Below are 25,034 nucleotides of genomic sequence, written 5' to 3'. Positions count from 1 at the left end.
CTCTAGCCCTCCAGGCCGTTCCGGCGGATCACGTCGCGGTACCAGAGGGCACTGTCCTTCGGCTCCCGGCGCTGCGTGTCGTAGTCGACGTGCACGATCCCGAACCGCTTACGGTAGCCCTCGGCCCACTCGAAGTTGTCCAGGAGTGACCATACGAGATAGCCGCGCAGATCCACGCCCCGGGAGATGGCCTCGTGCGCGGCCCGCAGGTGCCCGTCGAGGTACCCGATCCGGTCGGCGTCGGCCGTGCCCTCGGGGAACGCCCCGCCGTTCTCCGTGATCATCAGTGGGGTGCCGGGGTAGTCGCGGCCGATGCGTTCCAGTAGTCGGGTCAAGCCGGCGGGCTCGATCAGCCAGCCCATCTCGGTCACCGGGCCCTCCGCCGGCAGGAACTCGATGTCCCGCGTGCCCGGGTAGGCCTCGCCGCCACCGGTCGCGCCCGGTCTCGCGCGGACGTAGAGCGGCATGTAGTAGTTGACGCCGAGCAGGTCGATCGGCTCGGAGATCACCTTGAGGTCGGTGTCGCGGATGTGCGCCCGGACCAGGTGCGCGACGTCGGCGGGGTATTCCCCCCGCAGCACCGGGTCGAGGAAGATCCGGTTCTGCAACCCGTCGACCAGGCGCGCGGCGGCCACGTCGGCAGGGTCGGCCGGGTCCACCGGGGACACCGAGGCCGGGTTGAGGGTGAGTCCGATCGACCGCGCTCCGGCCGACCGTAGCGCCTGGGTGCCGAGCCCGTGCGCGAGCAGCAGGTGGTGCACGGCCGCGAACGCCTTGCCCGGGTCGCGCTGGCCGGGGGCGTGCACGCCGTTGCCGTAGCCGAGGTACGCCGAGCACCACGGCTCGTTCAGGGTCGTCCAGGTGGGCACCCGGTCTCCGAGCCGGTCGTGGACGGCGGCGGCGTAGTCGGCGAACCGTTCGGCCGTGTCCCGGGCCGTCCAGCCGCCGGTGTCCTCGAGGGCCTGGGGGAGGTCCCAGTGGTACAGGGTCACGATCGGTTCGATGCCCCGGGCGACCAGCTCGTCGACGAGGCGGTCGTAGAAGTCCAGGCCGCGCGGGTTGAGCCCCCGGCCGTCGGGTGCGACCCGGGCCCAGGACACGGAGAACCGGTAGGCCGGCAGGCCCAGCTCGGCCATCAGCGCCACGTCCGCCGGATAGCGGTGGTAGTGGTCGCACGCGACGTCTCCGGTGTCGCCGCCGGCCACCCTGCCCGGCGTGTGACTGAAGGTGTCCCAGATGGACGGTCCGCGCCCGTCGAGGCCGACCGCGCCCTCGATCTGGTAGGCGGCCGTGGCTGCCCCCCACACGAAACCCTCCGGAAAAGTGATCATCCCTTGACCGCCCCCTGCATGATTCCTCCGATGATCTGTTTGCCGAGCAGGCCGAACACGACGAGCAGCGGCAGGGTGGCCAGCACCGTGCCGGTCAGGGACAGCGCGTAGTCGGTGACGTAGCCGCTGCGCAGCTGCGACAGCGTGACCTGCACCGTGTGGTTCTCCGGCGAGGACAGCACGACCAGCGGCCAGAAGTAGTCGTTCCAGGCGGCCAGGAACGTGAGCATGCCGAGCACGGACGCCGCCGGTCGGGCCACGGGCAGCACCACGTGCCAGAACAGCCGCTGGGTGGAGCAGCCGTCCATCCGGCCGGCCTCCAGCAGCTCCTTCGGCAGCGCCTCCGAAAGATACTGCGTCATGAAGAACACCCCGAAGGCGTTGACCAGCGCGGGGACCACGACCGCCCGCAGCGAGTCCGTCCACTCGATCTTCGCCATCAGGATGTACAGCGGGATGATGCCCAGCTGGGTCGGCACCATCATCGTGCCCACGATGAACACGAGGAACGCCGTGCGCCCCCGGAACCGCAGCCGGGCGAACGCGAACCCGGCCAGGGTGGAGAACAGCACCACCGAGGCGGTGATCGACAGCGAGACGAGCACCGAGTTGAGCATCGCCGTCCCGAACGGCACGGTGTCGAACACCCGCACGACGTTGTCCCACAGGTGCGCGCCCGGCAACAGTCGGGCGTCGCTGAGTGCCGAGGTGTCCGACGACGCGACGACGACGCTGAAGTACAGCGGGAAGGCCGAGAAGAACACCACGGCCGTCAGGCTCAGGTAGACCAGCCGGCGGGTCACGACGTGCTCCGGATCTTGCGGACGAACAGGTAGTTCAGCCCGGCCCCGAGCACGATCACGGCGAACATCACCCAGGCGGTCGCCGAGGCGTACCCGAACTGGAAGCCGTTCGTGAACGCGTGCTCGTAGAGATACAAGGAGAGGGTCTGGAACTGCCGGTCGTTGCCCCCGGTGATCCCGGTCGGCCCGCCGCCCCCGAACAGCTGCGGCTGGGCGAACACCTGCAACCCGTAGATCGTGGACACCACGACCGTGAAGATGATCGTGGGCCGGATCATCGGGATCGTGATCCTGGTCAGCTGTTGCAGGCCGGTGGCCCCGTCGAGGGTCGCCGACTCGTACAGGTCCCGGGGCACGGCCTTCATCGCCGCCAGGTAGATCAGCGAGTTGTAGCCGGTCCACTGCCAGATGATCATCGTGGCGATGGCGACGTGCGAGCTGGCCGTCCCGTTCTGCCAGTCGATCCGGCCAGCCCCGAGGGACTCCAGGATGGCGTTGATCAACCCGAAGTCCCTCCCGAACAGCTGCGAGAAGATGACCGCCACCGCCACCACCGAGGTGACGTTCGGCAGCAGCAGCCCGAGCCGGAAGAACGTCTGGCCCCGCAGCGGCCGGTTGAGCAGGTGCGCCAGCAGCAGCGCGAACAGCAGTTGCGGGACCGTGGACAGCACCAGGATCGAGAGCGTGTTGCCGAGCGCGTTCCAGAAGTACGGATCGCCGAACAGTTCCCGGTAGTTGGCCACCCCGACGAAGGGGTGCTCATCCGACAGCAGGGTCCAGTCGTGCAGGGACACCCACGCCGTGTAGAGCAGCGGGAACACCCCGAAGGCCGCGAAGAGCACGAAGAACGGGGCGATGTACAGGTACGGCGAGGCCCTCAGGTCCCAGCGGTAGAGGCGGTCGCTCATTTCAGCTTGGCCACATCCGACAGGACCTGCTTCCACGCCTCGTCGGGCTTCTGCTGGCCGTTCTCGATCCGGCCGAGGCCCGACCCGATCGCGGTGAACACGTCCCCGGTGCGCGGCCCCATGTACTGCGGCTTCACGGCCTTCGCGGAGTCGGAGAAGATCCGCCCGATCGGCGCGTTGTTGAAGAAGTCCTTCGTGAAGCCGGTGATGTCGGGGCTGGAGTACAGCTCCGGGGCCGACGGGAAGTTGCCGGTCGCCTTGAACACCTTGGCCTGCTGGGCGGGGGCGGTGAGCCAGGAGATCAGCTCGTACGCCTCCTTCGGGTGCCTGCCCTGCTTCGGCAGCGTCAGGTGCGTGCCGCCCATGCTGCCGGCCCCGCCGGGCACCGCTGCCACGTCCCACTTGCCGGACGCGTTCTTGGCGTTGGTCTGGATGTAGGAGGTCATCCACGCCGGGCAGACGATCGTGGCGAACGAGCCCTTCTCGAACGCGGCCGTCCACTCCGGGGTCCAGGCGGTCAGCTTCGCCGACATCCCGGCGTTGATCGCGTCCACCGAGGTGTCCCACGCGGCGCGCACGCCCGGGTTGGAGTCCACGACCAGGTTGTTCTGCTTGTCGTAGACGCCCTGGGAGCCCTGCTCCACCATCGCGCGGAACATGTTGCCGGAGCTCTCGAAGAACGCCTCGGGGCGCTTGGCCTTGAACTCCTTGCCGACCTTGACGTAGTCGGCCCAGGTGGGCCACAGCTTGGACACGGCGTCCCGGTCGGTCGGCAGCCCAGCCTGGGCGAACAGGTCGTTGCGGTAGCACATGGCCATGCCGCCCACGTCCGTGCCGAGCCCGACCAGGGACTTGCCGTCGCCGGACAGTCCCTGCTGCCACTTCCACGGCAGGAACTTGCCCTCCAGGTTCCCCGCGCCCAGGTCGAGTAGGTTGTGGAACTTCCCCGGCTGCGCGGTGAACTGGCTGATGTAGCCCACCTCGATCGCCTCGATGTCCGACGCGCCGGTGTTCGTGGCCAGGTGCGCGGTGACGTTCTGGTGGTGGGCGGCGTACTCGGAGACCCGCTCCTCGATCTGGATGTTCGGGTGGGTGGCCTTGTACTCGTCGTACAGCGGCTTGAAGCCGAAGTCGCCGAAGAGCCCGATGGTGAGCTTGACCTTCTCGTCCTTCGCCGCCTCGGAACCACAGGCGGCGGCGGAGGTGAGCAGGCATAACGCGAGGAGCGGGGCGAGGACGCGACGCATGACGACCTTCCTTAGAGGTGGATGACGGACTGGTTGCCGGTGCCCACGGTGCTGGGCCCGTTGCCGATGGCGTTCCACACCTCGAGCCGCACCCGGCCGTTGGTCAGGTCGCCGGGCGTGCCGGTGGCCGAGGAGAGGCCGACCGAGGTGGTGTAGTGCTCCCAGCCGGGGGCCGGGTCGGTGGCGAAGTACCGGTAGGTCTCGACCCGGTCCCAGGAGCCGTCCCCGGTCAGGTCGTAGGACACCCGGACCTGGGTGCCGTTGGCCACGGTGGTCCCCGCGTCGACGAACAGGTCGAAGGTGGTGGTCCCGGCCGAGCGGGTCAGCGTCAGGCCGGAGGCGGTGAAGACCGTGGCATTGGCGGGTACGCCGTCGTGGTTGGTCCCGCCGGCCGAGGCGATCTGCGCGGTGCCGGCCGGGGCCGGGTTGCCCAGGGTGCCGTCCGAGCGCAGGTAGAGCGTCGAATTCGACGGGGAGCCGGTGGGACTCGGGGTCGGTGTCGGGCTCGGGCTTCCGGTGGGGCTGGGCGTGGGGCTCGGCGTCGGCTGCGTGCCGCCCCCGGCGTTTCCACCACTCCACGTGTACGCGCCGTTCGTCGCCGTCCGCCCCGCCCCGACGCCCAGCGTGTGCCCGTCGGAGAACGTGACCGTGAGCGGCGCGTTCGTGATGTTCGCGGCCACGTAGGTTCTGGCCCCGTTCTTCGTGAACACCGCCGACAGCGGATGGTTCCCGGTGACCGTGGCGTCGACAGTGCCGAGGGCCGCGACGTTGCGGATCCAGTGGAAGGTGTGCGCCTTGCTCTCGCCCTCCTCGCTGGTGAAGCCGCTGTTGTTCCGGAGGTTCGCGAGCGCCGCGTCCCCGTCGCCGAGGGCCTGGAACTCCCACAGGACGTCCTGCCACACGCTCGGCGCGCCGCCGTTGTTGGCGACGAGTTCGGCGTAGTTGGCCCGGACGTAGCCGGGGTTGTCACCCAGGTACAGGTGCCCGCCGGTCACCGGGAGCATGTTGATGCCCTGGATCATCTCGGGCTCGGCACTGAACCAGGTCGCGTACGCCGCCCCGTCGCCCCACACCATGCCGACCGCCCTGTGGCCGAACCCGGCGGGGAAGTTGGCGTCGCGGCTGTCGAACCAGTACTCCTGGATCGCCGCCGCCTGGGTCGTGTACAGGAACACGCCAGCGTCGCGGACCGCCGTGTTCCCGGTCGCCTGGCCCCACTGGATCAGGGCGTTGGCGAAGTTCATCCCCTCCGAGGAGGACTCCTGGTTGTTGCCGGCCCCGAACGAGCCGTGCCCCGACGCCCAGTCGTGCCCGGCGTAGATGTCGAAGTCGCGCAGGTACGGGAACCGGCCGTCGGCGCGGTCGTAGTTGTTCGCGTCGCGGATCAGCAGGTCGACCATGCCGCCGTACTTCCCGCTCGTGGCCCACTGCGGGTCGAACTTGGCGAGGGTGGCCGCCGCCGCGACGAAGTACCCGTAGTGGAAGTGGTGGTCGTTGAGTTCCTGGTCGGAGCCGTAGGAGGCCGGGTAGCCGATCAGGGTCCCCCAGTTCTGGTCATAGTAGAACAGTCGTGATGTTTTGCCCGGGCTGGCGGTGAACCAGTCGGTCAGCCGGGTCCGGATCGCGGTCAGGGCCGCGTCCCGGGTGCCCGTGTCGCCCAGCTGGTCGGCGATCTCCGCGATCCGGGCGGCCCGACCGAGCCCTTTGCCGGTCCAGTACGTGTCGTCGCCCCGGAAGTCGGCCGGGTTGCCGGCGACCTGCGCGAGGTACCCGTCGAGGGTCGCGCGGTCGGCTCCGGCGTTGTCCGCCACGGCCGGGATCTCGGGCAGCACGCCCTGGAAGGCCATGCTCGTCGTGAACTGGCCGACCCCGGCAAGGACCTTCATCGGGCCGCGGGCCGAGACATAGGTGTTGGACAGCGGGGTCGCACCGGTGAGGGCCCGCCACTGGTGCGGGTAGAGCGCGGCGACGGTGCCGGCGGCCCCTGCCTCCCTCGCGGTCGTCGTGAACGCGTAGGTGGTGGTCACGGTGCTGGTCGCCGGGTTGTAGGAGTAGCTCGCCCGGGTGCCGGTGACGTGGTTGTGCGCGTACTTCCCGAGGCTCGTCGCGAGGGCCGCCCGGTCGCCCGGCGGCAGGGCGAGGACGGAGAAGTAGCCCTTGCCGGCCAGCGTGGAGGTGAATGTGCCGCCGCTGACGGTCCAGGTGGCCCCGGCCGGCGCGTAGGCGGCGTACTCGTGCCCGTTGGCCGTGAAGCCGATCGTCGGGCCGGAGTGGGACCACACCTGGGGCGCGGCCACGGTGAGCTGCGCGTCGCCGCCAGTGACCTGGTAGTAGCTGAACGGCAGGCCGTGGCCGATCGTGGCCCGCAGGGTGCGCGCGCCGTCCGTCCAGAAGGGGCTGACGGTCCAGTCGGTCCAGCCGTCGACCTTGACGTTCGGCGCGTCGAGCCCGGCGACGCCCACCTGGAGGTCCTGCACGTACGGATAGTGGTACTCGCCCACCCCGGTGGCGGTCCCGCTGATCTGCGGGGTCGTGTTGGCCGACAGGCCCAGCCCGCCCGGTAGCGTGTCGAACGAGACCGGGTGCGCGTGCAGCGGCTCCCCGAAGGCGCAGTCGGTCCGCTTGAACAGGATGTTCGACCACCAGTCGTTGGTCGGCACGGGGCCGGCCGGCGCGTTGGCCGTGACGAACTGGCGGGGGTTGGTCGACAGGTTCCCGCAGCCGGTCGGCAGGGGGCCGGCCGGCGTGGTGGTGTAGCTGCCGGCCCCGACCGGGGCCGCCTGGGCCCCGGTGGACAGGACCTGGGTGAGGGTGCCGGCGAGCAGGGCGGCGGCGACGGCGGAGACGAGGATGCCAGACGGTTTCATGGTGCCTCCCGAGGGGTAGGAGGTGAGAGCGCTCTCTTGCGAGGGACGCTAGCGCCGGCACACTGTCTCGTCAATGTTTCCCGGTGATGTTTCACCGGTTTCGACACCGTGAGAGAGCGCTCTCTTCCGTTTTCGGGCGAGCTGCCCCGCCCGGGCCGCTGATCGATCACCGTGCCCGGTCCCGCCTTGTGGGGGAGGGGTGTGAGGCAGGAGACTGTCAGCTTGGCGACCTCACCCACCGTGAGGACGATCTAGGCTCACCGCGCCCCGCACACCCGTCCCGGAAAGGCCCACGGATGCTCTGCCACGCCTGCCACGTGCACCTGCGGCGGGACTTTCCGTACTGCCTGCGGTGTGGCACCCTACGCACCGGGGTCCGGATCACGGAGTACGAGGCGCCGCACCTGAGGCACGCCGGCCGGGCGTACCCCCTGGACCGCGAGGTCACCACCATCGGGCGGGCCGGCGACAACGACCTGGTCATCGACCACCCCAGCGTGTCCCGCCGGCACGCTCACGTCGCCAGGACCCCGGACGGCTACGCGGTGGAGGACCTGGGCTCGTTCAACGGCACCGGGGTCGCCGACCAGACTCTGTTCGCGGCCTCCGCCGTGCTGTCCGACAGTACCCAGCTGCACATCGGCGACGTGCCGGTCCGGTTCGAGCAGCCCCGGTCGGCGGCCGTGGGCGGTCGGACCGTGGTGTGGGGCACCGAGCACACCGGCCTGGCCCCGCCGGCCGGGCACGCGGGCCACGCGCCGCCGGAGCCGGCCGCCACCGCCACCGAGCCCCTCAACGTCCGCCCCCGGCGGCGCGGGCACTGGGCGCTCAAGGAGGTGCCCGGCGGCGGCACCTGGGTGCTGCGCAACACCCGTACCGGTCGCTATCTCGAACTCGACGACCGCGACGTCTTCCTCTGGCACCTGCTCGACGGCCGCAACACGGTGCGCGACCTGCTGTTCGCGTTCGCCGAGGAGTACGGGGAACTCGCCCTGCCCCGGATCGAGAACACCCTGCACACCCTCGGCGGGCACGAGTTCGTGGCCGGGCTGCACGGACAGGCCGCCACCAGGAGCGCCTGGCGGCGGTGGGCGCGGATCGAACTGGCGATCACGGGGCTCGACGCGGCGTTCGAGCGGGTCTACCGGGGCTTCGGGTGGCGGTTCTTCACGCGTACCTCGACAGTGGTGTCGTGGGTGGTGATCGTGGTCGGCCTGGCCGGATTCGGGGTCGCGGCGACCCGGCAGCGGCTGTTCGACACGGCCGGCGCCGGCTACCTGGGCGCGGTCGGCGTCGCGCTCGCCTACCTGGTCGCGCTCGTGCTGCACGAGGCCGCGCACGCCCTGGCCGTCAAGTCCTACGGCCGCACCGTCACCCGGGCAGGGTTCATGCTGGTGTTCGGGCTGCCGTTCGCGTTCGTCGACACCAGCGACATGTGGTTCGGCGACCGGCGGTCCCGGCTCGTCGTCACCCTCGCCGGGCCACTGTCCACGGCGGCGCTCGCCGGCACTGCTGCCCTGGGCGCCGCGGCCCTGCCGTCCCCGGTCGCCTCGGGGCTGTGCTACCAGCTGGCCTTCGGCCTGTACATCAACACGCTGTACAACCTCAACCCGCTGCTCCCGCTCGACGGGTACCAGGCGCTGGCCGACGCGCTACGGATGCCCCGGCTGCGCGAGGAGTCCTTCGGGTACCTGTTCTCCGGCGCCTGGCTGCGCGCCCGCCCCGGCCGCCGCGAGCTGGGCCTCGCCGGGTACGCCGTGGCCGCTGCGCTCGGAACCGCCGGAATCGTCCTGCTGGCCCTGCTGGCCTGGCGATCCCGTCTCGCCGAGTTCACTCAGCGTCACCTTCCACCGCCGTGGGGCGCCGTCGCCCTAGGCTGTGTCATCATGGTCGCCCTGATCCCCGTCTGGCTCAGGCTGGGACGAAGAGTCGCTGGAGTGTTCCGATGACCGACGAGCCCACCGTCGTCTCAGGGTTGCGGCTCGCCGGACCCTCCCGGCGCAGTCGATTCGGCACCTGGTGGTCCGCCACCACCCATGCCGGCGCCACCCGGGGCGCGCTGCTCCTCGACCCGGCGCTCAGCCAGGGCCCGGCCCTCGACCACGTCGTCGCGCAGGTCGTCGCCGTCCGGGGCCTGGCCGTGCCGGGCGTGCTGCCGGTCGTCGACGTCCTCTCCGAGTACGGCAAGGTCTGGATGGTCACCGCCGAGCCCGCCACCCCCACGGTCGCCGAGCTGCTCGCGTCGGACTCCGCGCACGACGGCGACGACGCGATCGCCGTCGCACTGTGGACCGGGCAGACCCTGCTGTCCCTGCACTCCGGCGGGCTCGCGCACGGCGACTTCGGCGCGCACAGCGTCGTGCTGGCCGCCAGCGGGGCCGCGGCGCTGATCGAGGTGGCCCTGGCCCCCGGCGACCCGGCGGCCGACGTGCGGGCCTGGGCCGCGCTGCTGCGGGTCCTCGCCGGGCGGTGGGGCGATCCCGGGCTGACCAGGGCCGCCGCCGTCACCGACGCCTCGGGGCTCGCCGCAGGGCTGGAGGAACTGGCAAGGATCGACCCGGGGCCGGCGTTGACCGGGCCGGCGCTCGCCGAGCCGACCGTGGTGCTGCGGCCGGGGACCTCGCCGGCCGAGCTGACGGTGCGGATCGCGCCGGGCGCGACGCCCGGGGAGCCGGAGCGGACCGTGCGGCTCGCGGTGGGTGGGCCCGGACCGGGGCCTTCTTCGGGTACCGGGCCCGTGCCGGCCGCCGGCCAGGTGGAGCAGACCCGGCAGTTCCTGCCCGACCAGACCGTGGGGCTGGGCTCGACGGCACGGATCGTCCCGCCGCCGCCCCAGCCGCCCGGTGGGGGGCCCACGATGACGTTGGGCGCGGCGCCGACCGTCCGGGTGGAGGGTCCCCAGGTCCCGCCGGTCGGGGTGCCCGCCGGAAGCGTTCCGCCAGCTGGTCCCGCTGCGCCGGCGGGCCAGGTTCCCGCGCCCGGCCCGGCGGTCCCGCCCGTTGTCGGGTCGGCGTCCGCGCCGGGGGCGGCCCCGGATCCGGGACGGCGACCGAATGCCGCCGAGGCCGCGCGGGCCATCGACGAGCTGACGACGCGTACCGATGAATCGACCGTCATCCGGCCCGGCCCGGTCCCGGTCGCCCAGCCCGGGGCCAGCCTCGGCGAGGTCACCCGGCCGGCCGGCGACCACCTGGGCGCCCCGACCGCTTTCCCGACCCAGCCCGGCCACGCCACCCAACCAGGGCAGGCGACCCAGCCGGGGACGGCCACCGGGTTCCCCACCCAGGTGGGGACCAGGGCGGCGCCCACGGTGCCGCCGACCGGGGGCGGTTCCGACGTGCGGCTCCGGTTCGGCGGGGGCATCCCGGCCGGGGTCGAGGAGGCCTGGAAGACCGGTCCGCCCGTGCCGCCGAAGCCGGGGAAGAAGCCGGTCAAGCGGTGGCGGCGGATCGTCGGCGGCCTGGTCACCGGCGCGATCATCGGCGGCGTGGTGGGCTACTTCTGGTGGTACAACGCGCATCCGTTGAAGGTGACCGCCGCGGCCGTCGCGCCGGCGAGCCCGCCCGGCAACGGGTGCGACGTCACGGTCGACGTCGTCGGCACGGTGACCACGAACGGCCGCCCCGGCACGATCACCTACCAGTGGCTGCGCAGTGATGGCGAGGCCACCCAGGAGCTGAGCCAGAGCGTGTCGTCGGGGACCAGGTCGGTGCCGTTGCACCTGCACTGGAAGTTCAGCGGGAAGGGCGAGTACCAGGCGAAGGCCACCCTCAAGGTGCTCGGGCCGACCCCGACCGAGGCGGCCGGGGAGTTCACGTACAGTTGTCGTTAGGTTGCGTAGAGTAGTTGCCTATGTCGCACGGGAACGAGCAGGACCCGGTCGCCGCCGAATGGGTGGTGTTCCGGGACCTGACGGGCGCGGGTCGCTCGGCCGAGGTGATCACCCTCGCCGAGCGCGTCGTCGCGGAGTCGCACGACCCGCGCCGGATCGCCCAGGCGCTGATCGAGAAGCTCGTCGCCTACATGAACATGGGCCACACCTCCGGCCTCGGCCCGCTCCTCGACGAGATCTACGTGGCCCTGCGCAAGGCCCCGGCCCCCCGGCTCGTGGGCGAGTTCCACACCATGGCCGGCATGATCGCCTACGAGCAGGGTTCGCTCGGCACCGCGATGACGCACCTCGTGCACTCCGAGCGCGCCCTGCGCAAGATGACCGAGGTCAACCTCGCGGCCGTGGACACCTGGCACGACCTGTCCGGCGCGTATTCCTGGCTCGGGTTCCACGTCGAGGCCATGGCCGCCGCCCGGCAGGGGGCCAGGATCTGCGCGGCGGCCGGGCTCGGCGCGGCGTTCGCGGCGAACATGGCCACCCCGGTGCAGGCGGCGCTCTACCTCGACCAGCGCGGCGACACCGAGGGCTGCGTGCGGGACCTGCGCGCCCTGGTCGAGGTGGGCCGGCCCCTCGCCGGTGAGCTGGTGGTGATGGAGCGGGTGTTCCTCCGGTACGCGGTCAAGCGGCTCGGGGCCCTCGGCCACCGGGTGGACCTGCACGTCCCCCGGGACGAGGACATCGACCTGACCCTCGCGCACGTCAACGACCTGGCCGACGTGTGCGACGCGATCGCCGCCGGCGACCCGGCCCGCGCGTTGCTGCTGCTGGACTCCGCCCCGCACGCCGTCGACACCCTCGGCGCGGTCGAGCCGATGCGGCTGCGGTCGATCGCGCTGTCCGTGGCCGGCGACGACTCCGGCGCGCTGGCCGCCGAGCGGGCCGCGATCCGGATGATGAACGCCGAGGACCGCCAGCTGCGGGAACTGTTCACCGACAGCATCAGCGCCCGGCTCGACCAGGAGAAACTCCGCCGGGTCGCGGCCCAGTACGCAGGTGCCGCGTCCACCGATCCGCTCACCGGCCTTCCGAACCGGCGCAGGATCGCCGCGTTCGTCGCCGGCCTGGGCCGTCGGGGCGTGAGCGCGATGTTCGGGGTACTCGACCTCGACGGCTTCAAGGCCGTCAACGACACCCACGGCCACCCGTCCGGGGACCTGGTCCTGCAACGGGTCGCCGGGATCCTGGCCCGCGCCGTCCGGCACGGCGACCTGCTGGCCCGGCACGGCGGCGACGAGTTCGTGGTGATCCTGCCCGCCACGTCCGCCGAGGAGGCCGACGAGATCGGCGACCGGATCCGCACGGCGGTCGACGCCGAGGACTGGGCGGCCCTGGTGCCGGGCACGCCCGTGTCGGTGAGCATCGGGTGGGCGCCGCTGGGCGAGGACGGGGAGGCGGCGCTGCGGGCGGCCGACGAGGCGCTGTACCGGATCAAACGCGCCCGCAACGGCTCCCGGGCGGCCTGACCCTCCCCCGCCCGCCGGAGACCCGGCGACGTCGCCGCGGCGGCACGGACCTTGACCGATGGCGAAGCAGGTTGGGTGGCCCCGTTTCAGGGGCCACCCAACCGTCAGCCGGTGAAGCCGGCGGAGATCTTCGTGAACTCCCAGTTCTGCTGGGCGATGCCGGAGCAGTTCTCCACCACGCCGCCGCCGGGGCAAGGCCGGTCCCGGTTCACCGACCAGAAGGCCAACCGGGCGAGGTGCTTGCTGTTGGCGTAGTCCTTGACCTGGGTCCACTGTGCCACGGAGGTGGTCTCCTGCTGGTCGCTGACGCCGTTCATCCCGGAGATGCCGATGTGGGAGTACGCCGTCGCGTCCGACCAGCCGAAGGTCGACTTGAGCTGGTTCTTCAGCCCCTCGGTCGCGTTGACCGTGCTGGTGTACATGTTCGCGCCGCCGCCGAAGTCGAACGGCATCTGGGTGAACACGTCGATGTTCGCGCCGAGCGCCTTGGCCTGGTTGATCAGGCGGATGCCGTCGGCGGACGGGCCGGTGGTCGTCGTGCCGAAGGTGACCACGGTCCGCAGCCCCGGGTTGTTCGCCTTCACGATCTTCAGCGCGCCGAGGATGCGGTCCTGCACCGTGTAGTTCTCGAACTCGTCGGTGTTCTCGATGTCGATGTCGATCACCTTGAGGTTGTATGCGGAGATGACCTGCTGGTACGCCCCCGCCAGCGCCGCGGCGTCCGCGCAGTTCGGGCCGAGCTTGGTGCCGCTCCAGCCGCCGAACGAGATCTCGATGTCGCCGCCGGCCGCCCGGATCGCGTTGATGTTCTGCTGGTCGACGCCGCCGGTCAGCGCGCGCTGGCTGTCCCACTTCGGCACGCAGCCGCCGCCGGAGAGCATGAACGCCAGGGTGAAGTGCTTGATCCCGGTCGCGGTCATCACGGTCGAGGGTGCCGGCGGCTCGCCCCAGCCGAAGTACAGGTACGGCGCGGCCTCGTGCCAGGTGCCCGGGGGCTGGGTCGACGGCGGCGGCGTCGACGGCTTCGGGCTGGTGTTCGGCGTGGTCGGCGGGGTGCTCGTGGGGGTGGTCGGCGGCGCCGTGGTCGGCGGGGTGCCGGGGCCGTCGAGCGCGACGTCGTCGGCGTTGTAGGCGCCCTGCGCGTACCAGCCGTGCAGGTAGATCTGCACCGAGGTCTGCCCGGCCGCCGTGGTGAACGCGACGCTGAGCTGCGAGTACGACGCCGCCGACGGGGTCCACGTGGACGCCCCGCCGGTCACTCCGAGGTAGACGTAGCTGCCCTTGACCCACGCCGACAGCGTGTACGCCGTGTTGGGGGCGACGTTGACGGTCTGCGTGCACTGCCCGGTGTCGGACGCGGTGACGCCGCCCGCGAGGGCCTTGCCGCCGCCGTGCACGGGGCTGGACACGACGGAGCCGTTTGAACAGGACCAGCCGGAGAGGTTCCCGGTTTCGAAGCCGGGGTTCGCCACGAGATTCGCGGCCTGTGCGGGGGTCGAGACGGCGAGGATCGCGCCGACAGAGACGACCGCCGCACTCAACGCTGCCAGAAGAGGGGTACGGAGCTGCATGAGGGGCCTCACTGTTAATAAATAGATAGGTTTCCTAAATAAACAGTGAGGGCAATCTATCGCCAGCCCGACCCCGGGTCAAGGAGGTGGGCGGACAACGGCAGTCGATGGCTGTCCGTCCTCTGAGGTGTGGCATGTGGGGCCTCACCAGGGCCTCTGTGGCCGGCGGGTCGGGCGGGCCCGACGGCCTCGCGGCTCAGCGGGCCACCAGCAGGGCCGCTGCGACCGCCTCCGGATACCCGGCAGGGTTGTCGGCCACCAGGTCGTGCCCGGCGTCGAGCACCTCCACGATCGGCACCCCGGCGGCCTTCGCCACAGCCTCCCCGCCAGCCGGCCGGTCCCGGCCACCCACCAGGAACGCCCGCGGACACTTCAGGTCGGCGAACCCGTCGGAGGCCAGCTCCGGCCCGGCCACCACGAGCCGGCCGACCAGCTCGGGCCGGTGCCCGGCGAGGGCGATCGCCACCGCCGCGCCCGTGCCGTGCCCGACGAGCTCCACCCCGGCCACCCCGACGTGGTCGAGGAGGGCGGCGAGGGTCGCGGCGTGCTCCGGCACCGTGTACCCGAAGAGCTCGGGTCTGTCGCTCGCGCCCGCCCCGGGCAGGTCCACCAGCAGGGTGCGGGATCCGGCCAGGGCCGGGTGCAGGGCCGCCTCCACATAGCCGGCCGCGTCGTCCGGGCCGGGCACGAAGACCCGCGTCGGGCGCTCGTCGTCACCGGGCAGGTCGAACCACCGGACCCGGGCTTCGGGCAGGTGGGGGCCGGACAAGGACAGGCTGTGCATGGGTTCCTCCTCCAGGATTCGCCCGCAGACTAACCGCCGCCTGTGACACTTTCTCGCGTTCACTCCTGGCGGCTGTCACGCTCAGTGCTCGGGTGCCCGTCGGATTCCTGACGCATTTCGACAGCGGGGCAAGTGCTGCCGAAAGCCTCAGCCTGCTCTTACGTCCACTGGAAACGTTGCGACGCTCCGCTAACCTCGGTGTAGTAGTCCGACAGGAGGAGTCATCCGGTGGTCTTCAAGAAGATGATGCGCGCGTTCGGCGTGGGCGGTCCGTCCGTGGACACGGTCCTGACCAACCCGAACACCCGGCCAGGCCTCAATCTCGAGGGCCGGGTGAACATCACCGGTGGCGACCACATGGTCGACATTGAGTACGTGTCGCTGGGCCTCGTCACCAAGGTCGAGGTGGAAAGCGGTGACAGTGAGTACAACCAGCACACCGAGTTCCACAAGCTGAACATCGCCGGCCGGTTCCCCGTCCACCCGGGCCAGCCGATCTCCATCCCGTTCCAGTTCCCGGTGCCGTGGGAGACCCCGCTGACCAACATCCAGGGTGGCCAGCGGCTGCACGGGATGACGATGGGCCTGCGCACCGAGCTGGCCGTCGCCGGCGCCGTGGACAAGGGCGACCTCGACCAGGTCAACGTGTTCCCGCTGCCCGCCCAGGAGCGGATCGTCGAGGCGTTCGCGCGGCTCGGGTTCCGGTTCAAGGGCGCCGACTGCGAGCGCGGCCACATCCGGGGCGTGCAGCAGCACCTGCCGTTCTACCAGGAGATCGAGTTCTACCCGCCGGGGCAGTACCACGGGATCAACTCCGCCGAGGTGACCTTCGTGGCCAGCCCGCACGGCATGGCCGTCGTCCTGGAGTTCGACAAGCGCGGCGGGCTGTTCACCAGCGGCCACGACGTCATCAACACCTACCAGGTCGACTACCGCTCGGTGGACTCCACCGACTGGGCCGGCGTCGTCGACGGCTGGGTCCGCCAGGCCATGTCCCGCCGCCCGCACCAGCAGACCCACCACCAGCCGCACTACCCGCCGCAGCCGCACTACGGCCACCACCAGCCGCACTACGGCCACGGTGGCCACGGCGGCCACGGGTACCGGCACGGGCACCACGGCGGGGCGGGCATGGTCGGCGGGATCGCGGCCGGTCTGGTCGGCGGGTTCGTGGCGGGGGAGATCCTGGACGACCTCTTCGACGGCGACTGACATCTCGACGTCCATCGAGCCCCTGGCCGTTCCGGTCGGGGGCTCGGTGTTTGTCGGTGACGCTTCCGGGCTGTGGGGGCCTGACGGGTTTCCCGGTGTGACCGCCGGCCTCGTGGGCGCCTGGGGCGGGGGCGGTCGGGGGTCGGCGTCGGTGGGTCGTGGCCTGACCGCTGTCCGGGCCAGGGTCGCCGCGGACCTCGGGCCGCAGGGGGACGAGCCGATGTGGGAACAGCCGCCGAGATAAACAGTCAGAGCAGCTTGTTTTTCGGGTACGGGAGTGGGATGGTCGAAGAGTCGTAGCCCCGCGGGCACAGTGGAGACGCCATGGTCGAGCTCGCCGACGTCCTGACCGACCTGCGCCTGGAGGGCGAGAGCCTCGAGGCCCTGGTCACGCCGCTGGACGACGCCGGCTGGCACCGGCCGACCCCCGCGCCCGGCTGGACGATCGCCCACCAGGTCGCACACCTCGCCTGGACGGACGAGCGGGCACTGCAGGCCGTCACCGACCCGACGGGCTTCCTCGCCGACCTGGCGGACATCGACCCGGCCCGGTTCGTCGACGAGGGCGCCGCCGCCGGGGCCCGCCGCACACCCCGAGCGCTCCTCGCCGCCTGGCGCGACACGCGCGCCCGACTCGCCGAGGCCCTGGCCACGACCCCGAAGGCCACGTTCCCCTGGTACGGGCCGCCCATGAACGGCACATCGATGGCCACAGCCCGGATCATGGAGACCTGGGCGCACGGCGAGGACGTGGCCGAGGCGCTGGGCGTCGCCCGCCGACCGACCGCGCGACTGCGGCACATCGCGCACCTGGGCGTACGCACCTGGTCCTTCGGGTTCGCCGTCCGCGGCCTCGAACCACCGGCCGGCCAGCCCCGGGTCGAACTGACCGCCCCGGACGGCGACCTGTGGACCTGGGGCCCAGACGACAGCTCCGAACGGGTCACCGGCCCGGCCCTGGACTTCTGCCTCCTCGTCACGCAACGCCGGCACCGTTCCGACCTGGCTCTGCGCGCGGAGGGCGCGGTCGCCGACCGGTGGCTGGACATCGCCCAGGCCTTCGCAGGCCCCCCAGGCGCCGGTCGCCCCCCGGCCGGTGGCGCCCACCTTCCGGGCGCTGGCGGCCCTCTGGCCAGTGGCGCAGTCGCGCCGGACCGGTCGGGGGTCGACGCGTGAGGACGTTGCGGATCGGCAACGCGTCCGGGTTCTACGGCGACCGGCGGTCCGCCGTCCGGGAAATGCTCACCGGCGGCGAGCTCGACGTGCTCACCGGCGACTACCTGGCCGAGCTGACCATGCTCATCCTCGGCCGTGACCAGCTGAAGGACCCGAGCCTGGGCTACGCCCGCACGTTCCTCAGCCAGATGGAGGAGTGCCTCGGCCTGGCTCTCGACCGCCGGGTACGGATCGTCACCAACGCCGGCGGCCTCAACCCGGCCGGACTCGCACGCGCGCTGCGCACCCTGGCCGCGACCCTCGGACTCGACGCGACGGTCGCGCACGTCGAGGGCGACGACGTCCGGGACCGGTTTCCCGGGGCGCTGACGGCCAACGCGTACCTCGGGGCCTGGGGGATCGCCGAGGGACTGGCGGCCGGCGCGGACATCGTGATCACGGGGCGGGTCACCGACGCCTCGCTCGTGGTCGGCCCGGCCGCCGCGCACTTCGGCTGGGCCCGCGACGACTGGGACGCCCTCGCCGGGGCCACGGTCGCCGGCCACGCGCTGGAGTGCGGCACCCAGACCACCGGCGGCAACTACGCCTTCTTCACCGAGCTGCCGGCGCTGCGGCACCCGGGCTTCCCGGTCGCGGAGGTCCACGCCGACGGCTCGGCCGTGATCACCAAGCATCCGGGCACGGACGGCGCGGTCACGGTCGACACGGTCCGCGCCCAGCTGCTGTACGAGATCACCGGCCCCCGCTACGCCGGCCCCGACGTGACCACCCGTTTCGACACGATCGCCCTGGAGCAGGCCGGCCCCGATCGGGTGCTGGTCAGCGGCGTGCGCGGCGAGCCACCACCCGACACGGTGAAGGTGGCGGTGACATCCCTCGGCGGATACCGCAACGAGGCGCTCTTCGTCCTGACCGGCCTGGACGTCGACGCCAAGGCCGGTCTGATCCGCATGCAGCTCGACCTCCCCGACGCCCGGTGGACCCTGGCCCGCACAGACCATCCCGACGCCGATGTCCAGGAGGAGGCCAGCGCACTGCTGCGCTGCGTGGTCCGCGGCGGCGACCCGAAGACGGTGGGCCGGGCGTTCAGCTCCCGCGTGGTCGAACTGGCCCTGGCCAGTGTCCCGGGCTTCCACCTGGCGTCCCTCCCGGGCGAGGCGGTCCCGTACGGCGACTACCACGCCGAGTCCCTGCCGGCATCCGAGATCACCCAGGTACTGGTCCTCCCCGACGCCACCCGCCGCGAGGTCCAGCCCGCCCCAGTGGGCTCCGGCGCTGTCGCGGAGGACCATGCCGCCAGCCGCGCGCCGATCGCGACCACCACCGTCCCGGAGCCGCCGGAAGCCGGAAGCACCGAGCCCGGACCGGCTGCCGACCGCGCCCCGGACCGCCCCACCCGCCGCGTTCCGCTCGGCACCCTGATCGGGGCCCGGTCCGGGGACAAGGGCGGGGCCGTCACCCTCGGCGTCTGGGTCCGCGACCCGCGCGCCTGGCCGTGGCTCACCACCACCCTCACCTCCGACCGGCTCCGCACCCTGCTCCCGGAGACGGCCGCACACGACGTCACGCGACACCTGCTGCCCAACCTGCACGCCGTCCTGTTCGTCATCGACGGCCTGCTCGGCAGCGGGGTCGCCGAGGGCGTGCGCTTCGACCCGCAGGGCAAGGCGGTCGGGGAATGGCTGCGCTCGCGTCTCGTGGACATTCCGGAGGACCTCCTGAAGCGGGATCCGGCGACCCGGGACAGTCCCCGACCCGGACCGGACGGCGATCCGACCAGCCCCACCCGCCCATCGCGAACAGGACCCACCCATGACCGGTAACCGCACGGCGATGCTCACCAAGCTCGCCGAACTCGACGCGGAACACGCCAAGGCCGTCGCGGGCGGAGGCGCGAAGTACACCGGCAGACACCACCAGCGGGGCAAACTGCTGCCCAGGGAACGCATCGAGCTGCTGATCGACGAGGACTCCCCGTTCCTGGAGCTGGCCCCCCTCGCCGGCTGGGGGAGCGACTACCCGGTCGGGGCCAGCGTCGTCACCGGGATCGGGGTCGTCGAGGGCGTCGAGTGCGTCATCATCGCCAACGACCCGACGGTGCGCGGCGGGGCCAGCAACCCGTGGACGCTGAAGAAGACGTTCAGGGCGGCCGACATCGCGATGGAGAACCGGTTGCCGCTGATCAACCTGGTGGAGTCGGGGGGCGCGGACCTGCCGAGCCAGAAGGAGATCTTCATCCCGGGTGGCCGGGTGTTCAGGGACCTGACCCGGGCGTCGGCGGCGGGGCTGCCGACGATCGCCCTGGTGTTCGGCAACTCGACGGCCGGCGGGGCGTACATCCCGGGAATGTCCGACCACGTGGTGATGATCCGGGACCGGTCGAAGGTGTTCCTGGCCGGTCCGCCGTTGGTGAGGATGGCCACGGGGGAGGAGTCCGACGACGAGTCCCTGGGCGGGGCGTTGATGCACGCCCGGGTGTCGGGGCTGGCCGACCACCTGGCGGAGGACGAGCGGGACGCGATCCGGATCGGGCGGCGGATCGTCGCGCGGCTCAACTGGCGCAAGCATGGCCCCTCACCACAGGAATCGAGGCCCCCGCTGAAGGACGAGGAAGACCTCCTCGACCTCATCCCCGAGGATCTCAAGACCCCCTTCGATCCGCGCGAGGTGATCGCGAGAATCGTGGACGGGTCAGAGTTCGACGAGGTCAAACCCCTCTACGGGCCAAGTCTCGTCACGGGCTGGGCCCGGCTGCACGGCTACCCGGTCGGTATCCTCGCCAACGCGCGCGGCGTGCTGTTCGCGGAGGAGTCGCAGAAGGCCGCCCAGTTCATCCAGCTGGCCAACTCCTCGGACACCCCGCTGATCTTCCTGCACAACACGACGGGATACATGGTCGGCGCGGAGTACGAACGGGGCGGCATCATCAAGTACGGTGCCATGATGATCAACGCGGTCTCCAACAGCCGGGTGCCGCACCTGTCCGTCCTGATGGGAGCCTCCTACGGCGCCGGCCACTACGGGATGTGCGGCCGGGCGTTCGATCCCCGGTTCCTGTTCGCCTGGCCCAGCGCCAAGGCCGCGGTGATGGGTCCCCAGCAGCTGGCCGGTGTCCTGTCGATCATCGCGCGCCAGGCGGCCGGCGACCGGTACGACGAGGGCCGCGACGCCATGATGCGCGCCGCCGTCGAGGCGCAGATCGAGGCGGAGTCGCTGCCGATGTTCCTGTCCGGCCGCCTCTACGACGACGGGGTGATCGACCCCCGCGACACCCGCACGGTCCTCGGCATCTGCCTGTCGGCCATCCATTCCGCCCCGGTCAAGGGCACCGACGGATACGGGGTGTTCCGGCCGTGATCACCAGACTGCTGGTCGCCAACCGGGGAGAGATCGCCCGCCGGATCCTCCGGACGTGCCGTGACCTGGGCATCGAGACGGTGGCGGTGTTCTCCGACGTGGACGCCGACGCGCCATTCGTCGCGGAGGCCGACCTGGCCGTGGGGCTGCCGGGGGTGACGCCGGCGGACACGTACCTGAGGGGCGACCTGATCATCGCGGCGGCGCTCGGCGCGGGCGCGGACGCGGTGCACCCGGGATACGGGTTCCTGTCGGAGAACGCCGAGTTCGCGCTGCGGGTGCACGACGCCGGGCTGACGTGGGTCGGGCCGTCGGCGGAGATGATCGCCGCGATGGGCTCCAAACTGGCGGCGAAGAAGCTGGCCATCGACGCCGGCGTCCCCACCCTGTCGTCCCGGACCCTCGGGCCGCCCTCGTCGGGCCCGGCCTCCGAGGCGGCACCCCCCACCCCGGCCCGCCCGGTCGACGCCGCTCCCGGTGCGGGAGACGAAGCCTTCTTCCCCGTCCTCATCAAGGCCGACGCCGGCGGCGGCGGCCGGGGCATGCGGATCGTGCACGACCCGGCCCGCCTGGAGGCCGAGCTCGCGATCGCCCGCGCCGAGGCCGCCGCGGCGTTCGGCGACGCCGAGGTCTTCGTCGAGCCCTATGTCGCCGACGGCCGGCACATCGAGGTCCAGGTCCTCGCCGACACGCACGGCACGGTCTGGACCCTGGGGGAGCGCGAGTGCTCCCTGCAGCGCCGCCACCAGAAGGTGATCGAGGAGACCCCGTCCCCGTTCGTCACCGGGACGCTGCGCGGCCAGCTCGCCGCAGCCTCGGTCGGGATCTGTCGGGCCATCGGGTACACCGGCGCCGGCACCGTCGAGTTCCTCGTCGCCCCGACCGGCGAGTTCTTCTTCCTGGAGATGAACACCCGGCTCCAGGTCGAGCACCCGGTGACCGAGTGCGTCACGGGGCTGGACCTGGTGGCATGGCAGCTCCGGATCGCCGAGGGCGCGGCGCTGCCCCCGGAGCCCCCGGAGCCGACCGGGCACGCGATCGAGGCCCGGCTGTACGCGGAGGATCCGGCCCGCGACTGGCTGCCCCAGGCCGGCGCGCTGCACCGGTGTGAGATTCCGGGGATCGACGCGCGGTTCGCGGTGCCCGTCGGATTCGGCCTGCGGGTCGACGACGCGGGCGCCGACCAGGTCAGTGTCCACTATGATCCGATGCTCGCGAAGGTGGTGGCCTGGGCCCCGACCCGGGAGGAGGCGGCCCGGCGGCTGGCCTCGGCGCTGGCCGGCGCGGCCCTGCACGGCCTGGCCACGAACCGGGACCTGCTGGTGCGCACCCTGCGCCATCCGGAGTTCCTGGCCGGTGCCACGGACACCGGCTTCTTCGCCCGGCACGCCCTGACCGCCGCCCCGGAGGTCGACAGGCTGTCCGTGTTGGCCGCCGCTCTGGCCGCGGCCGCCCGGAACCGAGCCGGCGCGCCGGTGCTCGGCGGCATCCCGTCCGGCTGGCGGAACGTGCCATCGAGCCAGCAGGTGAAGGTGTTCGTGGGCCACGAGGTGACCTACGGCCTGACCCGCACCGGCCTGGCCGCGACCCACCAGGGTGTCGACCTGTCGGGGGTGGAACTGGTCTCCGCTACCCCCGACCGGGTGGTGCTGGCCCGCGACGGCCTGCGGCACACGTTCGAGGTGGCGACCTACCCGGGCCTGGTGTGTGTGGACTCGCCGCTCGGAGCGGTGACCCTGGTCCCGGTGGACCGGTTCCCGCCGCCCCGGGCCGCGCACGCCGCCGGTTCCCTGCTCGCCCCGATGCCCGGCACCGTGGTCGCCGTGCACGTCACCGCCGGCCAACGGCTGCCCGCCGGGGCGCTGCTCCTGGAGTTGGAAGCCATGAAGATGCGTTTCCCCGTCACGGCCGACGCCGACGGGACACTCACGGCCCTGCACGTCCGCGTCGGCGACCAGGTCGACACCGACACCCTTCTCGCGGTACTGGAGGCACACCAGTGAACTTCCACGAATCCGACGAGCGTCGCGCCCTGCGCGCGGCGGTCGCCGAGCTCGGCAAGCGCTACGGCCACCGCTACATGCGCGACAAGGTCCGCACCGACGGCCGCGCCACGGAACTGTGGGAAGAGGCCGGCCGGTACGGCTACCTGGGCGTCAACATCCCGGCCGAGTACGGCGGCGGGGGCGGCGGCATCGCGGACCTCGCGGCGGTGTGCGAGGAACTCGGCGCCGCCGGCTGTCCCCTGTTGCTCATGGTCGTCTCCCCGGCGATCTGCGGCTCGATCATCGCCCGGTTCGGCACCGTGGCCCAGAAGGAGAGGTGGCTGCCCGGGATCGCGGACGGCTCCACCACGATGGCGTTCGGCATCACCGAACCCGACGCGGGCTCCAACAGCCACAACCTGACGACGACGGGGACCCGTACCGAGGAAGGGTGGGTTCTCAACGGTCGCAAGGTCTTCATCTCCGGCGTGGACCAGGCCGACGCCGTCCTCGTCGTGGGCCGCAGCGCCGACGCCCGCACCGGCAGGCTCAAGCCGGCCCTGTTCATCGTGCCCACCGACGTGCCCGGGTTCACCTGGCAGCCGATCGAGATGGAACTCGTCGCGCCGGAGAAACAGTTCGCGCTGTTCCTCGACGACGTGGCGCTGCCGGCCGACGCGCTGGTCGGCGACGAGGACGCCGGTCTGCGACAGCTGTTCGCCGGCCTGAACCCCGAACGGATCATGGTCGCAGCGTTCAGCCTCGGCATGGCCCGCCAGGCCCTGGACACCGCCGTGGACTACGCGAAGACCCGCACCGTGTGGCAGGGCCCGATCGGCGCGCACCAGGGCATCGCGCACCCCCTTGCGGTGTGCGCGATCGAACTCGAACAGGCCCGGCTACTCACCCAGAAGGCCGCGTGGCTCTACGACGCCGGCGACGACGAGGGGGCCGGCGAGGCGGCGAACATGGCCAAGTACGCCGCCGCGGAAGCCGCCGCGCGCATCGTCGACCAGTCGATCCAGACCCTGGGCGGCAACGGCCTGTCCGTCGACTACGGCGTCGCCGCCCTGCTCGTCGCCTCCCGGGTGGCCAGGGTCGCCCCGGTCAGCCGCGAGATGATCCTCAACTACGTCGCCCAGCACACCCTGGGCCTGCCCCGCTCCTACTGACCGGCCTGGCCCCACGGGCCGCTGGTGACTCAGCGGCCCGCCAGGCCAGCGTCGATCGCCCGCTCCACCTCGTCGAGGTACTCCGTCGAGAGAATCCCCGCGTCGGCCCCGTAGTAGTACCGCTCGACCTGTTCGAACGCGACGGTGTCCGCCGTCAGGAGGAGCCGGCCCAGATTCGCCGCGTCGATCTTCCGGAAGGTCGGGGCGACGATGACGAGTTCGCTGAAGAACGGCTGCAGCGCCGGTGTCGCGCTGTGCAGGAACGAGTCGCCGATCATCACGGTCCGCCCCGGGTGCAGCGGGGCCCCGGTGCTCCGGGAGACGCTGACGTCCAGCGCGGTGTTCTCCACCGTCTGGACGCCGGCCACGGTCGTGACCCCGGGCCGGACGAGGGAGGCGCGTTCGATCGGCGTCTTCTCCTGCCGGCCGCGCAGCAGATTCAGGTCCCCGAGCACCGGCTGCGGGCTCCCCACCTCGGTGCGGACCCCGTTCAGCAGCGCGGGGTCGAGATGGCCCGCGTACACCTTGGCGAACTGGATCCGGCCGTAGTCGTTCCAGTGGGTGTCGTACCGCAGGTACGCCGTGCCGTGTTCGCGCCGGACGTCCTCGATCGGGGCGTACAGGTCGACGTACCCCTGCGGCGGGGTGCTCGCCAGCTTCTGCCGCAGGGCCAGCTTCCCGGCGTTGCCGCAGGTGTCCGACGGATACCGGCCGGGCAGTTGCTCCGTCTCGATCGAGGTCTTGTCCGGTGCCACGAACGTGGTGAGGGTGGCGCCCGCCCGGACGATGAGCCGGCCCAGCCGTGCGACGTTCGCGCCCACGTCGGCCATGTGCTCGTTGCCCCGGCACGCGTACCCGAAGTCGTCGGCGAGGAAGAGGCGGCCGTCCTTGCCCATCATCACCGGCGGTTTGCCCCCGGCGGAGGCCGGCAGCTCGTCGAAGACGGCCTCGCTGACCTCGTCGTTGGCCCGCACGGCGCGGTCGCGGAGCGGCAGGCGGTCGATCGCCCACTTGTTGAGTTCGGGGAAGAACTCCCACCCGTCGGAGATCGAGGGCCGCGGTGCCAGCGCGCGGTTCTCGATGTTCCCGGACCGCTCGCCGGCGGCACCGGCCAGGGCCGGGCCCCCGAAGAACAGGAGCGCGACCAGCCCTACGGCGATCCTGCCGACCGGCCACCGCCGCCGGACCCGCCCGCCGGTGGGAAGGTCCGGGGTGGCGTGTTCCTGCTCGGTGGAGATATCCCGGATGGTCACAATGGCTCCGTCA

General features: G+C 71.8%; 16 protein-coding genes and 1 pseudogene. 9 read left to right on the top strand and 8 right to left on the bottom strand.

The features are described from left to right. Positions 1-2: 2 nt before the first annotated feature. Genes IW245_RS17625 through IW245_RS17605 form a run of 5 tightly spaced genes read right to left on the bottom strand, consistent with a single transcriptional unit; the run spans position 3 to position 7,156 of the window. Complete coding sequence (locus IW245_RS17625; protein ID WP_197004272.1) at positions 3-1,331, bottom strand: GH1 family beta-glucosidase; 1,329 nt, start codon at positions 1,329-1,331, stop codon at positions 3-5. Further along, positions 1,328-2,134 carry a carbohydrate ABC transporter permease gene (locus tag IW245_RS17620; protein ID WP_197004271.1) on the bottom strand — a complete coding sequence of 269 codons (807 nt, stop codon included), beginning with the start codon at positions 2,132-2,134 and terminating at the stop codon, positions 1,328-1,330. The genes IW245_RS17625 and IW245_RS17620 overlap by 4 nt, the downstream gene beginning before the upstream one ends. Next, positions 2,131-3,042 (bottom strand): carbohydrate ABC transporter permease, encoded by a 912-nt coding sequence (locus tag IW245_RS17615; RefSeq protein WP_197004270.1) that lies wholly within the window; start codon positions 3,040-3,042, stop codon positions 2,131-2,133. Before IW245_RS17615 ends, IW245_RS17620 begins: the two co-directional genes overlap by 4 nt. Continuing rightward, positions 3,039-4,289, bottom strand: coding sequence for an ABC transporter substrate-binding protein (locus IW245_RS17610; RefSeq protein WP_197004269.1), 1,251 nt, complete (start codon positions 4,287-4,289; stop codon positions 3,039-3,041). The genes IW245_RS17615 and IW245_RS17610 overlap by 4 nt, the downstream gene beginning before the upstream one ends. A gap of 11 nt (positions 4,290-4,300) precedes the next feature. Next, positions 4,301-7,156, bottom strand: a complete 2,856-nt coding sequence (locus IW245_RS17605) for a glycosyl hydrolase (RefSeq protein WP_197004268.1) — start codon at positions 7,154-7,156, stop codon at positions 4,301-4,303. Positions 7,157-7,452: 296 nt separating this feature from the next. On the opposite strand from IW245_RS17605, the gene IW245_RS17600 reads away from it, so the two are divergent. The 3 genes from IW245_RS17600 to IW245_RS17590 are packed head-to-tail and all read left to right on the top strand — an operon-like array spanning position 7,453 to position 12,511. Then, complete coding sequence (locus IW245_RS17600) at positions 7,453-9,105, top strand: PqqD family peptide modification chaperone (RefSeq protein WP_197004267.1); 1,653 nt, start codon at positions 7,453-7,455, stop codon at positions 9,103-9,105. After that, complete coding sequence (locus IW245_RS17595) at positions 9,102-10,988, top strand: protein kinase family protein (RefSeq protein WP_197004266.1); 1,887 nt, start codon at positions 9,102-9,104, stop codon at positions 10,986-10,988. The genes IW245_RS17600 and IW245_RS17595 overlap by 4 nt, the downstream gene beginning before the upstream one ends. A gap of 20 nt (positions 10,989-11,008) precedes the next feature. After that, positions 11,009-12,511 carry a GGDEF domain-containing protein gene (locus IW245_RS17590; RefSeq protein ID WP_197004265.1) on the top strand — a complete coding sequence of 501 codons (1,503 nt, stop codon included), beginning with the start codon at positions 11,009-11,011 and terminating at the stop codon, positions 12,509-12,511. Positions 12,512-12,615: 104 nt separating this feature from the next. Here the strand turns inward: IW245_RS17590 and IW245_RS17585 are convergent, their stop codons facing one another. Further along, positions 12,616-14,082, bottom strand: coding sequence for a carbohydrate binding domain-containing protein (locus tag IW245_RS17585; protein ID WP_197004264.1), 1,467 nt, complete (start codon positions 14,080-14,082; stop codon positions 12,616-12,618). Between the two features lie 196 nt (positions 14,083-14,278). Continuing rightward, positions 14,279-14,866, bottom strand: a complete 588-nt coding sequence (locus IW245_RS17580) for an alpha/beta fold hydrolase (RefSeq protein ID WP_197004263.1) — start codon at positions 14,864-14,866, stop codon at positions 14,279-14,281. Positions 14,867-15,094: 228 nt separating this feature from the next. Between IW245_RS17580 and IW245_RS17575 the strand changes: the two genes are divergently transcribed. The 6 genes and pseudogenes from IW245_RS17575 to IW245_RS17550 all read left to right on the top strand — a co-directional run bounded on the left by IW245_RS17575 (position 15,095) and on the right by IW245_RS17550 (position 23,768). Next, the gene (locus IW245_RS17575) at positions 15,095-16,078 is read left to right on the top strand and encodes a sporulation protein (protein WP_197004262.1); all 984 of its coding nucleotides are present in this window, start codon (positions 15,095-15,097) and stop codon (positions 16,076-16,078) included. Positions 16,079-16,402: 324 nt separating this feature from the next. After that, a pseudogene (locus IW245_RS17570) lies at positions 16,403-17,182 on the top strand (TIGR03084 family metal-binding protein); the annotation flags it as partial. A 68-nt stretch (positions 17,183-17,250) separates the two neighbouring features. Further along, entirely contained in the window at positions 17,251-19,077 is a 1,827-nt protein-coding gene (locus IW245_RS17565) for an acyclic terpene utilization AtuA family protein (RefSeq protein ID WP_197004260.1), read from the top strand. After that, a complete protein-coding gene (locus tag IW245_RS17560; RefSeq protein WP_197004259.1) occupies positions 19,067-20,611 on the top strand; it encodes an acyl-CoA carboxylase subunit beta in 1,545 nt (514 codons plus the stop codon). Before IW245_RS17565 ends, IW245_RS17560 begins: the two co-directional genes overlap by 11 nt. After that, entirely contained in the window at positions 20,608-22,614 is a 2,007-nt protein-coding gene (locus IW245_RS17555) for an acetyl/propionyl/methylcrotonyl-CoA carboxylase subunit alpha (RefSeq protein WP_197004258.1), read from the top strand. Before IW245_RS17560 ends, IW245_RS17555 begins: the two co-directional genes overlap by 4 nt. Further along, the gene (locus IW245_RS17550; RefSeq protein ID WP_197004257.1) at positions 22,611-23,768 is read left to right on the top strand and encodes an acyl-CoA dehydrogenase family protein; all 1,158 of its coding nucleotides are present in this window, start codon (positions 22,611-22,613) and stop codon (positions 23,766-23,768) included. Before IW245_RS17555 ends, IW245_RS17550 begins: the two co-directional genes overlap by 4 nt. A 29-nt stretch (positions 23,769-23,797) precedes the next feature. Here the strand turns inward: IW245_RS17550 and IW245_RS17545 are convergent, their stop codons facing one another. After that, on the bottom strand, positions 23,798-25,021 hold the full coding sequence (locus tag IW245_RS17545) for an alginate O-acetyltransferase AlgX-related protein (RefSeq protein ID WP_197004256.1): 1,224 nt from the start codon (positions 25,019-25,021) through the stop codon (positions 23,798-23,800). Between the last annotated feature and the right edge of the window lie 13 nt (positions 25,022-25,034).

The organism is Longispora fulva (assembly GCF_015751905.1).
In the GTDB taxonomy this organism is placed as follows: Bacteria; Actinomycetota; Actinomycetes; order Mycobacteriales; family Micromonosporaceae; genus Longispora; species Longispora fulva.
Note: the sequence above shows the minus strand (reverse complement) of the source record. Positions and strands in the feature narration are given on the sequence as shown.